Below are 12992 nucleotides of genomic sequence, written 5' to 3'. Positions count from 1 at the left end.
GCGATTTTTGGGACAAAATATACTTTGGAATGCTTGAAAGAAAGAGATTTTTTGCCTCATTTTGCTATTGTGGCAGAGCCTACGAGTGTGGAAAAATTTGGCGATATGATAAAAGTCGGAAGACGTGGCTCTATCAATGGAATCTTAAGAGTATTTGGCAAACAAGGGCATGTGGCGTATCCTAAAAAATGCGTGAATCCTGTGGAGCTGATTGCGCCCTACCTTTCACAAATCGCAGGATATGAGCTAGACAAAGGAAGTGCGGAGTTTGAGCCAAGTAAGCTTGTGATTACGGATATTCGCGGGGGGTTGGAAGTCGTGAATGTTACGCCTAATGACTTAAAAATAATGTTTAATGTGCGCAATTCTACGCAGACAAGTTTAGAGGATTTGCGCCAATATTTAGAAAACTTACTCTCCAAGATTCCGCATTCTTTGGAATTAAATCAAAGTTCTAAGCCTTTTTTGACAAACAAACAAAGCCGCATTGTGCAAAGAATCGCAAAGGTTTTAGAATCCAAAAACGGCTTTGCTCCGAAGTTTAGCACAAGTGGTGGCACAAGTGATGCGCGGTATTTTGCGGAATATGGAGTGAGCGTAGTGGAATGTGGCGTGTGCAACGATAGCATTCATTCCATTAACGAGCGTGTGCGTTTGAGTGAGGTAGAATCGCTCCAAAATGCTTTTTTGACTTTGTTAGCACAATGGAATCTCTAAAACAATATAAATGTGCCTTTGCGAGAAATGAACGTAGTAAATGACAAAGTAAGCCATAATCATATAAAATCTCGTCTGTAAAAGACGCAGTAGCAAATGCAAAACTTACCCGCAAGGACGCAGGTGAGTTATTTCTTTTGCTCTTGCTGTGCAAGCAATTTTTCAATTTCTGCGATTCGCTTGGAATCGTTTGGGTGAGTAGAGAGGAAGTCAGAAGGGTTTTTCTCGCCATTTTTTGACATTTTCTGCCAAAAGCTAATAGCGGCTTTGGGATTGTAACCGGCTTTTTGCATTAAAAGAATACCCGCTTTATCCGCTTCTAGCTCGTGAGAACGACTAAAGGGCAACATTACGCCTACATTGCTTCCTATGCTGTAAGCTTGATTGAAAAGATTGCTATATCCAGGTGCTGCAGAACCTATGATAATCCCTAATAATCCCCCTCCGATTTGTTGAAGCGTCTGCATACTCATTCGTTCTGCTCCGTGTCGCAGAATCGTGTGGGCAATCTCGTGAGATAATACGACAGCAAGTTCATCATCACTTGCAACAAGGGGCATTAATCCTGTATAAACAAACACCTTACCCCCAGGCAAACAAAAGGCATTAACTTGCTCGTCCTCTAAAAGATAAAATTCCCAAACAAAATCCGGACGCTCCGCGACATCTGCGATTCTTTGTCCAACGCGCTGAATCATTTGTGCTTGTTTTTGGTTATTGCTGACTTTGGATTGTTGTAAAACTTGTTTTGCGCTTTGTTCTCCTAATGCGATTTCTTCTTGGCTATTCAAAAGCATTAATTGCGAACGATTTGTAAGAGCAGTAGAAGAGCAGGCACTAAAAGACATACAAGCTATCAAAGCAATGAAACTGCACAATAAATGTTTTCTCATAAATTCTCCTTAGTGCAATTTGTGAAATATTGAAATATATTGTATAAAAATTCTGCTAAAATTAAATAAAGACTTAATATTTGATTGAATTTGATTTAAATCGGATTTATTTTTGAGAAAAAATTGTAGAATTACTCTTGAAATCAAATGATTAAAAGGCGGAATTTGAATGCCAAGTCTGCAAAATAAGGAGAAATAATGTTTATTTTAAATAATCTAAAAGTTGGGGTTAAATTAATTTGCTTGATGTTAATTCCTCTGATTACCCTAATTGCCTTTTCGCTTGTTTTAGTCAGCGAACGTTATCGGATTGCACAGGAATCTGCGTTGCTAAAGCATGGTGTAACATTAGCAACTAAGATTTCTCTCGTGATTCACGAATTGCAAAAAGAGCGCGGAACTTCGGCTGGATTTTTGGGTTCAAAAGGTCAAGACTTCAAAGAGACTCTACAAAATCAACGAAAATTAAGCGACGAAAAAATCAAAGAATTGCACGATTTTTTGCAGGAGTTTAATTTGCAAACTTATCCAAAAAATATTCAAGATTCTTTAAAAATTTCTCTTGATAGAATGGGGCAAATCAATGGGATTCGGCAGGGAGTGGATTCCTTAAATGTTAAAGTGGGAGATATTTTGGGTTATTACACAGGCACGATTGCTTCTAATATTCAATCCATTGTGGAAATTATCAATATTAGCACAAATGACCAAATCACAAGGAATCTCGTCGCCTATGTGAATTTTTTGAATGCAAAAGAAAATGCAGGACAAGAACGCGCCGTGCTTTCTAATACCTTTGGAGCGGATAAGTTTGCAGCAGGTATTTATAATCGTTTTATCGCTTTAACGATTGCGCAAAATATTTTCTTAGGAGATTTTAAACGTTATGCAAGTAGCGGAGATTATCAGTATTATCTTAAAATAACTGAAGATAAGAGTTTTTCTGAAGTGGAAAGAATGCGTAAAATTGCAATGGAACATTTTATAGATGGGGGATTTGGGGTTAAAGCAACTTATTGGTTTGGCACTATTACACAGAAAATCAATCTACTAAAAAATGTTGAAGATAGATTAGCAAAAGGCTTAATGGAACAAATTACAAAGATTGAAAAAGCAAATTTTTTTAGCTTTTGGTTTATGCTTAGTATTGCAAGTGTTGTAGTAATCCTTACTTTGGTAGTAGGTTATTTGATTGCGCATAGTATTACCTTTAGGATTCGTTTAATGCGAAAATATCTAGTTGAATTAAAGAATACAAAAGACATCAGTAAAAAATTTGTGGTTACAAAAAGTTCCGATGAAATAGGCGTAATCCAACAAGCAATGAATGATTTTCTTGAGGCAATTCGGCAAATTTTCTTACAATTAGCTCCACAAAGCAAAGAAAATTTGCAAACTTCCAAGAATTTGCTTGATAGTGCTAAAGAAGTTTCAGGACGCACACAAGAGGGGTTTGAGTTGTCCAATCAGACGGAAATAACTGGTAAAGAAGTAGGGAAAAAGCTAGAGGATAATATCCAAAAAACCAATGCGACAATGCACGATGTGCTTGCGGCAAAAGAGGAATTAGACAATGCGTCCCATACGATTGCGAATTTCACCCAAAACATCTCACAAGACGCACAAATGCAAGAAGATTTGGTGCATAATGTTTCTTTGCTAGACAAAGAAGCGCAAAATATTAAAGGAATCTTAGGCGCGATTGATGATATTGCCTCGCAAACGAATCTTTTGGCTTTGAATGCTGCGATTGAAGCGGCGCGTGCGGGAGAACACGGCAGAGGATTCGCTGTGGTGGCTGATGAAGTGCGACAACTTGCAGAAAGGACGCAAAAGTCTCTTAACGAGATTGACGCAATTATCAATACAATCGTGCAGTCTATCAGCGGAGTAAGTAGTCAAATTACACAAAATGCAAAAAGCTTTTATCATATTGTAGAAGAATCACAAAGTATTCAAGAAACAATTTCCTCTGTGGTAGAAAAAATCAAAATTATCAGCACTCTAGCGCAAGAAACGATTGACAGCTCTTCAGTGCTAAGTAAGGATACTGAAATGCTTTTAGAAAACAATAAAACGCTTAATCAAAATCTTCAAGGAATCGCAAGTGAGATGAATAGAATCTCATCAGTTTCTAATGAGTTAGAAAGCCGAGCGGTAGAAATGGAGAATAAAATTAATGAATTTAGGTTCTAAAAAGGATTTGCTTGAAAGATATTTTTGAAAAATTAATGTGGAATGCGCGGCTTTTTATTATTTTAGCCGTCATTTTATCTCTTGTTGGTTCTATTTTATTGTTTATCGTTGCGAGTGTAGATATACTCAAAGTCGCAAAGCAAACCTATTTGTATTATATTGGTTCATTGGGGGCAGACGCGGATATTCATCATCTTTTGCTAAATGTAATTATTATGGCAGTGGATTTGTATTTGATTGCAGTGGTGCTGTTGATTTTTTCCTTTGGGCTTTATGAATTGTTTATCGCAAAGATTCAAATTAAAGATGAAAATAATTCCAAAGTGCTAGAGATTCATACCCTAGACCAATTAAAAGATAAGCTCGCAAAAGTCATCGTAATGGCTTTGATTGTAGCATTTTTCTCTAAAGTGCTGAATATGGGAATGAAAAATACGCAAGATATGCTGTTTTTTGCGATTTCTATTTTGGCACTTGCTGTGGGATTGTATTTTCTGCACAAAGACTCTAAGCATTAAAAGGCATTTAATGTATAAATTGTTTCAATTTTACCTTGAGATTCTATTTAAAAGCGGAATCGCAATGCTGTTTTTCGCAACTTTTGCAAATGCGCAATCCTTGAAAGAAATCCAATCTTTTAGCGCGGATTTTACACAAACTTTGTATTCCTTTGAAGAGAATGCACAAAATCAAATTGTCTATAAAGGCAAAATCCAAGCACTTGCACCTGCAAGTGTGCGGTGGAGTTATACTAGCCCGATTCCTAAAGAGATTTTTATCCAAGAGGGAACAATGATTATCTATGAGCCGAAGTTAAAACAAGCAATTTTTACGCGACTACAAGAAAATATGAATTTGCTTTATTTACTGCAAAATGCGCAAAAAATTACAGAAAATCACTACGAGGCAGTGATTTTGAAGCAAAAATATGATTTATATTTGGAGAATGAAATCCCAAAACAAATTAGTTTCAAGGATTCTTTAAACAATAAAATTGAAATTTTATTTGAGAATATCAAAGTCAATTCCACAATAGAATCTCATATTTTTGACTTTCAACCAAAGAGTGAAATAGATATTATTTATAATTAAATGTGTAAAAAAATAGCAAATTTTAAAATTTTTGCAAAAATTTAAATTTTTTTTACACTTTTTTAAAAAAGTTCGTTAAAATAGATAGAATTTGATTTTTTTTAAGGAGTATGTATGGGAACGATTACATTAATCAACAATGAAACAGGTGAAAAGTTTGATTTTGACCTTATTAACTGCACGCGCGGTCCTAAGGCAGTAGATTTTAGCAAATTATTCGAACGTGCGAATATTTTTTCTTACGACCCCGGGTATGGTTCAACCGCAGGTTGTGAATCCACAATTAGCTATATAGATGGTAAAAATGGGCAATTACTTTACAAAGGAATCCCAGTTGAAGAGATTGTTGAAAAATATAAATTTACAGATGTGGCAAAATTGCTTATCACAGGAGAAGCTCCAAAGAATGAACAAGAATCCAAAGAATTTGATTTAGAGTTGCGTCATAGAGCTTTTTTGCACGAGGGTTTGATTAATATCTTTAGCGCATTTCCTGATGGAGGACACCCTATGGCAAACTTAAGTTCTGCTGTTGCAGCACTTTCTACTTTCCATTTTGACCACAAGGAAATGGACGACGAGGAAGATTATCAAACAATGGCACGTAGAATCATCGCAAAAATTACGACTTTGGTTGCTTTTTCCTATCGTAATTCTATTGGCGCACCTTTGATTTATCCCGATGTAAGTCGTAGCTATGTAGAGAATTTCCTCTATATGTTGCGTGCGTATCCTGGAGGAAGACTTAAATATACTCTGAAAGGAGAGGAAGAAATCTCCGCACTTGAGGTAGAGGCGTTGGATAAAATCTTTACCCTCCACGCAGACCACGGACAAAATGCTTCTACAACAACAGTGCGCAATGTCGCTTCCACAGGCGTGCATCCTTATGCGGCAATTTCTGCTGGAATCAATGCACTTTGGGGACCTGCACACGGTGGAGCAAATGAGAAAGTTTTGGTGCAGTTAGAGCAAATTGGCGATGTAAAAAATGTAGATAAGTTTGTCGCAAAAGCAAAGGATAAAAGTGATTCCTTTAGATTAATGGGGTTTGGACATCGTGTTTATAAGAGCTATGACCCTCGCGCAAAAGCTATTAAGGCTTTAAAAGATGAGTTAAACAAAAAAGGTATTACAATGAATGCGCGTTTAAGCGAAATTGCGGAGAAACTAGAAGAAGTCGCTTTGAATGACGATTATTTCAAAGAAAGAAATCTTTATCCCAATGTAGATTTTTATAGTGGAATCATTTTGACTGCATTAAAGATTCCTGTGCAGCTTTTTACTCCAATGTTTGTGATTGGTAGAATGCCGGGTTGGTGTGCGCAAGTGATGGAACACATTAAAAATCCACACGCTAGAATCACGCGTCCAAGACAAGTTTATCTAGGTAAGTAGGATTCGGTAAGGGTTGTTTTATTTTTTGTTGGGTAGAATTGCCAATTTATTTTTAATTTTAATGTATTAGGAAAATCAATGCAAAATACAAATTGGAATCCAAAGAGTTGGAGAGACAAAATTGCCCTTCAGCAACCCATTTATGAAGATTTAAATGCGCTAGAAGCCATTGAAAAAAAACTTAGCAAATATCCTCCTTTGGTTTTTGCTGGTGAGGCAAGAACTCTTAAATCTCGTTTGGCAAAAGTTTCCAAAGGTGAGGCATTTTTGCTTCAAGGTGGCGATTGTGCGGAGAGTTTTGCAGATTTTAATGCGATTCGTATTCGGGATTTATTCAAAGTCATCTTGCAAATGGCGGTTGTGCTAACCTATGCGGGAGCTTGTCCAATTGTAAAGGTTGGGAGATTGGCAGGACAATTTGCCAAGCCGCGTTCAAGCGATACAGAAACTTCTAATGGCATCACATTGCCTAGTTATCGTGGGGATATTATCAATGGTATTGCCTTTGAGAAGGCTGCAAGAGAAGCAGATCCTAAACGAATCTTGCAGGCATATAATCAATCCGCAGCTACGCTTAACTTGATTCGCGCCTTTGCGCAAGGAGGTTTAGCAGATTTAAATCAAGTGCAAAAATGGAATCTTAATTTTGTCAATAGTGCGCAAAGCGAACGATTCCAAAATATGGCAGATAAAATTACACAAGCCCTAGCTTTTATGGAGGCTTGTGGAATCACTGCGCAAAATACTCCCACTCTCCACGAAACAGAGTTTTTTACTTCGCACGAAGCCTTATTATTAAATTATGAGGAGGCTTTGACGCGAAAAGACCATTTAACAAATAAATGGTATGATTGTTCAGCACATATGTTGTGGATTGGTGAGCGGACAAGGAATCTTGATGGCGCACATTTAGAGTTTTTGCGTGGTGTAGAAAATCCATTGGGTGTGAAAATTGGACCTCAAGCAAGCAGGGAAGATATTTTGGGTATTTGCGAGATTCTAAATCCTCAAAATGAAGAGGGACGTTTAAATTTCATCATTCGTATGGGTGCAGAAGTCATCAAGGATAAATTGCCAAAACTATTGGAATCCATCAAAAAGGAAGGGCGAGAAATTGTTTGGAGCATTGACCCAATGCACGGCAACACTATCAAGGCTAGCAATGGCTATAAAACACGATCTTTTGATAGTATTTTAGATGAAATGAAAGCGTTTTTTGAGATACACAGAAGTATTGGTACTTACGCTGGAGGCGTGCATTTGGAAATGACAGGAGAAGATGTTACAGAATGTGTAGGTGGTATGCAAGCAATTACAGAAGAAAATTTAGGTTGTAACTATAACACGCAATGCGACCCGCGTCTTAATGCAAGTCAAGCAGTAGAGCTTTCATTTTTGATTGCCGATATTCTAAAGAAGCGTAGGGTGTAGGACTACGATAATATTTCAAAGCCCATTATAGCAATGATTTTTAGCAAGACAATTAGCGGTTACCAAGTTTATCTTAAAGAGAACAAAGCAATTTATGAAAATATTTTTAACGATTATTTAAACGATTGCCTAAAGATTATCCAAGTTTTTAAAAATACTAAAGAATCGCAGGTATTTTTGATTGCTTCTAGCGGGGGGGGGGGAAATTAATAAGAAGTATATTGTTAAAATTTTTTCTCCCCAAAGCAAGAAAAAAGAGCGGTTTATAAAATCTTTTTTCAAGGGCGATTATTATTTAAATTTATTAAAAGAAACACAACGCATTCGCGGTGATGGTTTTGTAGGTGTAAATGATTTTTATCTTTTAGCAGAGAAAAAAGTTTTTAATTATTCTAATATTTTTATAATGATTTTGGAGTATATTGAAGGAGAATGTATTTCCAATATTATTTTGAATGATGAGATAAAAACCAAGATTAAAGCTAAAGTAGAGGAATTGCATCGTCATAATATGGTAATGGGGGATATTCAAACAAGTAATTTTATTTTATCTCACGGAGAGATAAGAATCATTGACTGCTCGGGCAAATATCCTAATGCTTATCGCAAAGCAGAGGATAGATTCAATTTATGGAATCGCTTAGGGATTGCTCCAACTACAACAGATTTTTATTGTTTTCTTGTTTCCTATGAGAAATTTTTAAAGCAGCAAATAAGGTTATTGAAAAGAAAAATTTTATACAAAATCAATCCTTTACACTTGGCAAAATAGAATCTCTTTTGAAATATTAAATATTTTTAATCTTTTATAAAAATTTATTAAAAATAGCTAAAATTATGTTACAATGTCGCTAATTTTTAATTTAAGAATAAGGAAAAAGGAATGCGAATTTTAATCGTTGAAGATGAAATCAGTCTTAATAAGACAATCACAGAAGGTTTGAATGAATTTAATTATCAAACCGATGTGGCAGAAAATTTAAAAGACGGAGAATATTATATCAGCATTCGTAATTATGATTTAGTGCTTGCAGATTGGATGTTGCCTGATGGTAGCGGACTTGAAATTATTAATCAGGTAAAAAATAAATCCCCACGCACTGCTGTTGTAATTATTTCTGCACGTGATGATGCAGAAAGTGAAGTGGAAGCACTACGAGCCGGAGCAGATGATTTTTTGGCTAAACCTTTCGATTTTAATGTATTGGTTGCAAGAATTGAAGCTCGTTTGCGTTTTGGTGGAACAAATTTAATTGAAATTGAAGACTTAGTGATTAATCCTGATGAAGAAAAAATAACTTATAAAAATCAAGAGATTGAACTAAAAGGCAAACCTTTTGAAGTGCTAACACATCTTGCGCGTCATCGCGACCAAATTGTTTCAAAAGAGCAGTTGTTAGATGCTATTTGGGAAGAGCCAGAGCTTGTAACTCCTAATGTTATTGAAGTCGCGATTAATCAAATCCGTCAAAAAATGGACAAACCGCTTAATATTGCTACGATTGAAACAGTAAGACGAAGAGGTTACAGATTTTGCTATCCAAAAGGAGTATAAGAGGAGATTATACTAAACAAATCACAATCTCTTTTATCGCCCTTTTGGCGATATTTTCTGTTGCACTTTATGCTTATCTTTATTTTAATACCTATGGAAACATTAAACAAAGCCTCCAAAATCAATTAAATCATATTTTAAAAAACAATATCAATTATAATGTTGGGCAAAGTTTTTATGTGCAAAATCTCAATCCGCTCCAAAAAGAAACTTGGCTCATTGAGGTTTTAGATAAAAAGATTCATCAAGATTTTTATACAAAAATAGAATCTCAAGGGAATGTTTATTTTTCTATTTCTTCTCCTTATAGAGTTAATAAAGCATTGAAAATTACAAAGGATATCACGCAAGAAGTTGGCTTTTTAGATTCCCTCTTGCGCAGTATTGTTTTGGTGATTTTTTTTGCTTTGATTTTGATTCAGCTCTTTGCGCTTGCTTTTTCAAATATTCTTTATAAGCCTATACAGAATCTTTCTACTACGCTTGGCAAGCTTAAAGAACACGATTTGGAATCTCTTAATAGTGAGAGTTTGCCGCTAGAATTTCATCCTTTGGTGCTTTCTATCAATAATCTTTTGGATAGAATTAAAAGCTATTTTGGAGGACAAAAACAGCTATTTATCGGAATCGCACACGAGCTTAAAACCCCTTTGGCGGTGATTAAGACCAAATGCGAAGTAACGCTTATTAAAGAAAGAGAGAAAGAAGTATATATTAATGCTTTAAAGGAGAATATTCAAAGCATTAATGAAATGAATGCAATCATTAAAACCTTGCTTGATTTGGGGAGACAAGAAAGTGCGCAGTTTGAGAAATCTAGCCTTGTAGATATTCATAAAATTTTACAAAATATTGCAGATAATTTCCAAATTCTTAGCAAAAAAGAAAATAAACAATTTATTTGCAAACTTGAAACAGGGGAACTTTTGGTTACGATTAAACCGACTCTTTTAACGCAAATTGTGCAGAATTTTTTACAAAATGCGTTTAAATTTACTCCTAAGGGCAAAAGCGTTTTGATGACAAGTCAAATTGTTCATCAAGAGATTCTAAGAATCGTTGTAATGGACGAGGGTTGTGGGATTGATTCTGAACTAGAAGATATTTATGCACCCTTTAAACGCTCGGGAAATAAGAGTGGTGCGGGGCTCGGGTTGTTTCTTGCAAAAAATGCAGCTAACGCTTTGGGAGGGAGCATTTCTCTTCAAAATCGTTTGGACACCAATGGCACGATTGCGACTTTTGAACTAAGAATCGCAAATCTAATAAAATAAGGAACAAAATTTGCTGCAACTCTAAATAAAGGAGTTTTTATGCAAAGGTTGATTTGGATTATATTGATTTTTATAAACTTTAGTTTTGCCTTGCCACAAGTAGAATTCAAAAACTCGTGTGTCCCTTTAGCCCAATTTTCAGAATCGCAAAAGCAAGTTTTGTTGCGCTCATATCTTGCGGGTGAACAAGATGGTTTTGGTTTAACGCTTGCAGCGATTGCTTGGCAGGAGTCTTGTGCGGGTGTTTATAAAATGAACTTCCAAGACCCAAGTGCCGGAAATTTTCACGCTTATATTCCTGGCGTAATTAATCGTTACCCACAACTCAAACAAAATGGTTTTACTCAAAATATGGTAGGTGCAATGTTGGTTGAAAACGATGCTTTTGCAGAACAGATTGCAATCATAGAACTTAAATATTGGCAAAAAGAACATAAGGGGAATTGGAAAAATATTATTAAATCTTATAACAAAGGGTATAGTTGGCAGAAAAATGAGCAGGCAAATTTACAGGCTGAAAAATATTATCAAGAAGTTGCTATTCGTGTGAAACAATTAGAATCTTATTTTAAAGGTAAAGAAGCTCAAGAAAATAGATTCAAAATATCGTATAATACTCAAACAACGCAGTCAAAAACTTGGGAGAAATCCCAAAATGCCACACAAACTCAATTAGAATCGCAGGGTTATTATGCCTATGGAGAGGATTCCGTGAGTTATGATTCTACACTTTTACCAATCTATCAAGTGGGCAATGAGTTTGCCGAGCCTTTCAAACCCAAAAAGACTATTATCAAAGAGTTTGATTTGATTGAAATTTATTAAAATTAAATATAAATTCGCTACTATTCTTGTTTTATTAAGAGTTAGTAAGGAAGTGTATGCGAATAATTTTTATGGGAACGCCAGATTATGCGGCAATCATTTTGGAATCTCTATTGGTTCATTATGAAGTGTGTGCATTGGTGTGTCAAGAGGATAAAAAAGCGGGAAGAAATTTACATTTGCAAATGCCTGCAACAAAAAAATTATTGCTACAAAAGAATTCTAATATTCCAATCTTGCAACCTCATAAATTAGATGATGACTTTACAGAGATATTAAAAAGCTTTGCTTGTGATAAAATCATTGTCGCAGCTTATGGCAAGATTCTCCCCCAAAAGATTCTGAATCTTGCGCCTTGTATTAATCTGCACGCTTCCATTTTGCCACAATTTCGCGGTGCAAGCCCGATTCAGCAAAGTATTTTAAAAGATGAAAAATATTTTGGTGTTACTGCAATGCAGATGAGTGAGGGATTGGATTGTGGAGATATTTTGGGTTTTAAAGTTTTTCAAAACTCTCTTCAAAACGCTAGAGAGTTATTTGTAGAGATTGCAAAAGTTGCCGCAGATTTGATATTGGAATACTTGGAAAGATGGGAGTCTATAATGCCCTTGGAGCAAATTGGCGCAGATGCAAGTTATTGTAAAAAAATCAAAAAAGAATGGGGAGAAATCCTCTTTGATAATGCGGATTCTTTGGCTAGAAAAGCACGTGCCTATGAGGGGTGGCCAGAGATTTATTTGCCAAGTGGATTGAAATTAAAAGGAATAAAAATTGCGGAATCTGTCAGTGAAAATATTGAGGGAGAGATTCTGCAAATCACAAAGGAACGAATAAGGGTAGGGTGCAAGATGGGAAGTATTTGGATAGAATCTCTGCAAGCACCTTCAAAAAAGGCTATGAGTGCCTATCAATATTTACAAGGAAAACGTCTAAAAATAGGCGATATTTTGGAATAAATGCAGATTTTAGAATTTGATTGCATAGAATCTACACAAATTTTTTTGAATGAGGGAATCCGCAAGGGCGAATTGAAACCGCCTATAATGGTCGTTGCAAAGAGGCAAAGTGGCGGAATCGGCAGTCGGGGGAATCTTTGGGAAAATGTCAAAGAGGGATTATACTTTTCTTTTGCGCTTCCAATGGAAACATTACCGCAAGATTTGCCTTTAGAATCTACTTCAATTTATATGGGGTTCATCTTTAAAGAAGTATTGCAAGAAGAGGGGTCGCGAGTTTGGCTAAAATGGCCTAATGACTTGTATATAGGTAAGCAAAAAGTAGGAGGGGTTTTATGTGCAAGGCTAAGAGATGTAATGATTTGTGGAATTGGATTGAATTTGGAGGTTACGAATCAAGGATTTTGTGGATTGGACATAAAAATTTCTAAAGAAAAAATTTTAGAATCTTTTATAAAGAGATTGGAAAACGACAAAAAAAAATCTAGTTGGAAGCAAATTTTTAGTAAATATTCGCTAGAATTTACAAATAATTTTAATCATACTTTTCATTACAACGGAAAACTTATCTCTCTTTGCAATGCTTCGCTTTGTGAAGATGGTGCAATTCTTATTGAGGGTGAAAAGATTTATAGTTTGAGATAGTGGAGCA

At 35.6% G+C, this 12992-nt stretch carries 14 protein-coding genes; 13 read left to right on the top strand and 1 reads right to left on the bottom strand.

Annotated elements, in window-relative coordinates; genetic code table 11:
• Positions 1 to 717: M20/M25/M40 family metallo-hydrolase (locus Q1553_RS03885; protein WP_300842768.1), on the top strand; the 717-nt coding region annotated here is incomplete at its 5' end.
• Between the two features lie 128 nt (positions 718 to 845).
• Here Q1553_RS03885 and Q1553_RS03880 read toward each other — a convergent pair.
• Complete coding sequence (locus Q1553_RS03880) at positions 846 to 1610, bottom strand: M48 family metalloprotease (RefSeq protein ID WP_297570304.1); 765 nt, start codon at positions 1608 to 1610, stop codon at positions 846 to 848.
• A 198-nt stretch (positions 1611 to 1808) separates the two neighbouring features.
• Between Q1553_RS03880 and Q1553_RS03875 the strand changes: the two genes are divergently transcribed.
• The 12 genes from Q1553_RS03875 to Q1553_RS03820 all read left to right on the top strand — a co-directional run bounded on the left by Q1553_RS03875 (position 1809) and on the right by Q1553_RS03820 (position 12985).
• Positions 1809 to 3806 (top strand): nitrate- and nitrite sensing domain-containing protein, encoded by a 1998-nt coding sequence (locus Q1553_RS03875; protein WP_297570302.1) that lies wholly within the window; start codon positions 1809 to 1811, stop codon positions 3804 to 3806.
• A 35-nt stretch (positions 3807 to 3841) separates the two neighbouring features.
• Complete coding sequence (locus Q1553_RS03870; protein WP_115550919.1) at positions 3842 to 4324, top strand: YqhA family protein; 483 nt, start codon at positions 3842 to 3844, stop codon at positions 4322 to 4324.
• A 10-nt stretch (positions 4325 to 4334) separates the two neighbouring features.
• Positions 4335 to 4898, top strand: coding sequence for a LolA-like outer membrane lipoprotein chaperone (gene lolA / locus Q1553_RS03865; protein ID WP_300842767.1), 564 nt, complete (start codon positions 4335 to 4337; stop codon positions 4896 to 4898).
• 114 nt (positions 4899 to 5012) lie between these two features.
• Entirely contained in the window at positions 5013 to 6296 is a 1284-nt protein-coding gene (locus Q1553_RS03860; protein WP_115550650.1) for a citrate synthase, read from the top strand.
• Between the two features lie 78 nt (positions 6297 to 6374).
• Positions 6375 to 7727: a class II 3-deoxy-7-phosphoheptulonate synthase gene (locus tag Q1553_RS03855; RefSeq protein ID WP_115550651.1), complete on the top strand. Its 1353-nt coding sequence runs from the start codon at positions 6375 to 6377 to the stop codon at positions 7725 to 7727.
• Positions 7728 to 7760: 33 nt separating this feature from the next.
• The gene (locus Q1553_RS03850) at positions 7761 to 7937 is read left to right on the top strand and encodes a lipopolysaccharide core heptose(II) kinase RfaY (RefSeq protein ID WP_299383864.1); all 177 of its coding nucleotides are present in this window, start codon (positions 7761 to 7763) and stop codon (positions 7935 to 7937) included.
• Positions 7909 to 8499, top strand: coding sequence for a lipopolysaccharide core heptose(II) kinase RfaY (locus Q1553_RS03845; protein ID WP_300842766.1), 591 nt, complete (start codon positions 7909 to 7911; stop codon positions 8497 to 8499). The genes Q1553_RS03850 and Q1553_RS03845 overlap by 29 nt, the downstream gene beginning before the upstream one ends.
• 111 nt (positions 8500 to 8610) lie before the next feature.
• Positions 8611 to 9282, top strand: coding sequence for a homeostatic response regulator transcription factor HsrA (gene hsrA / locus Q1553_RS03840; RefSeq protein ID WP_115550652.1), 672 nt, complete (start codon positions 8611 to 8613; stop codon positions 9280 to 9282).
• Positions 9261 to 10556, top strand: a complete 1296-nt coding sequence (locus Q1553_RS03835; protein ID WP_245944167.1) for a HAMP domain-containing sensor histidine kinase — start codon at positions 9261 to 9263, stop codon at positions 10554 to 10556. The genes hsrA and Q1553_RS03835 overlap by 22 nt, the downstream gene beginning before the upstream one ends.
• Positions 10557 to 10595: 39 nt before the next feature.
• A complete protein-coding gene (locus Q1553_RS03830; protein WP_297601017.1) occupies positions 10596 to 11381 on the top strand; it encodes a hypothetical protein in 786 nt (261 codons plus the stop codon).
• 56 nt (positions 11382 to 11437) lie between these two features.
• A complete protein-coding gene (locus Q1553_RS03825) occupies positions 11438 to 12340 on the top strand; it encodes a methionyl-tRNA formyltransferase (protein WP_297570293.1) in 903 nt (300 codons plus the stop codon).
• Positions 12341 to 12985 (top strand): biotin--[acetyl-CoA-carboxylase] ligase, encoded by a 645-nt coding sequence (locus Q1553_RS03820; RefSeq protein WP_297579204.1) that lies wholly within the window; start codon positions 12341 to 12343, stop codon positions 12983 to 12985.
• Positions 12986 to 12992: the final 7 nt, after the last annotated feature.

Origin of the sequence: Helicobacter sp. UBA3407 (assembly GCF_949747025.1) — a bacterium.
GTDB classification, from domain to species: Bacteria; Campylobacterota; Campylobacteria; order Campylobacterales; family Helicobacteraceae; genus Helicobacter_D; species Helicobacter_D ganmani.
The sequence above is the reverse complement of the archived record's forward strand: the minus strand, read 5'-3'. Positions and strand labels throughout refer to the sequence as shown.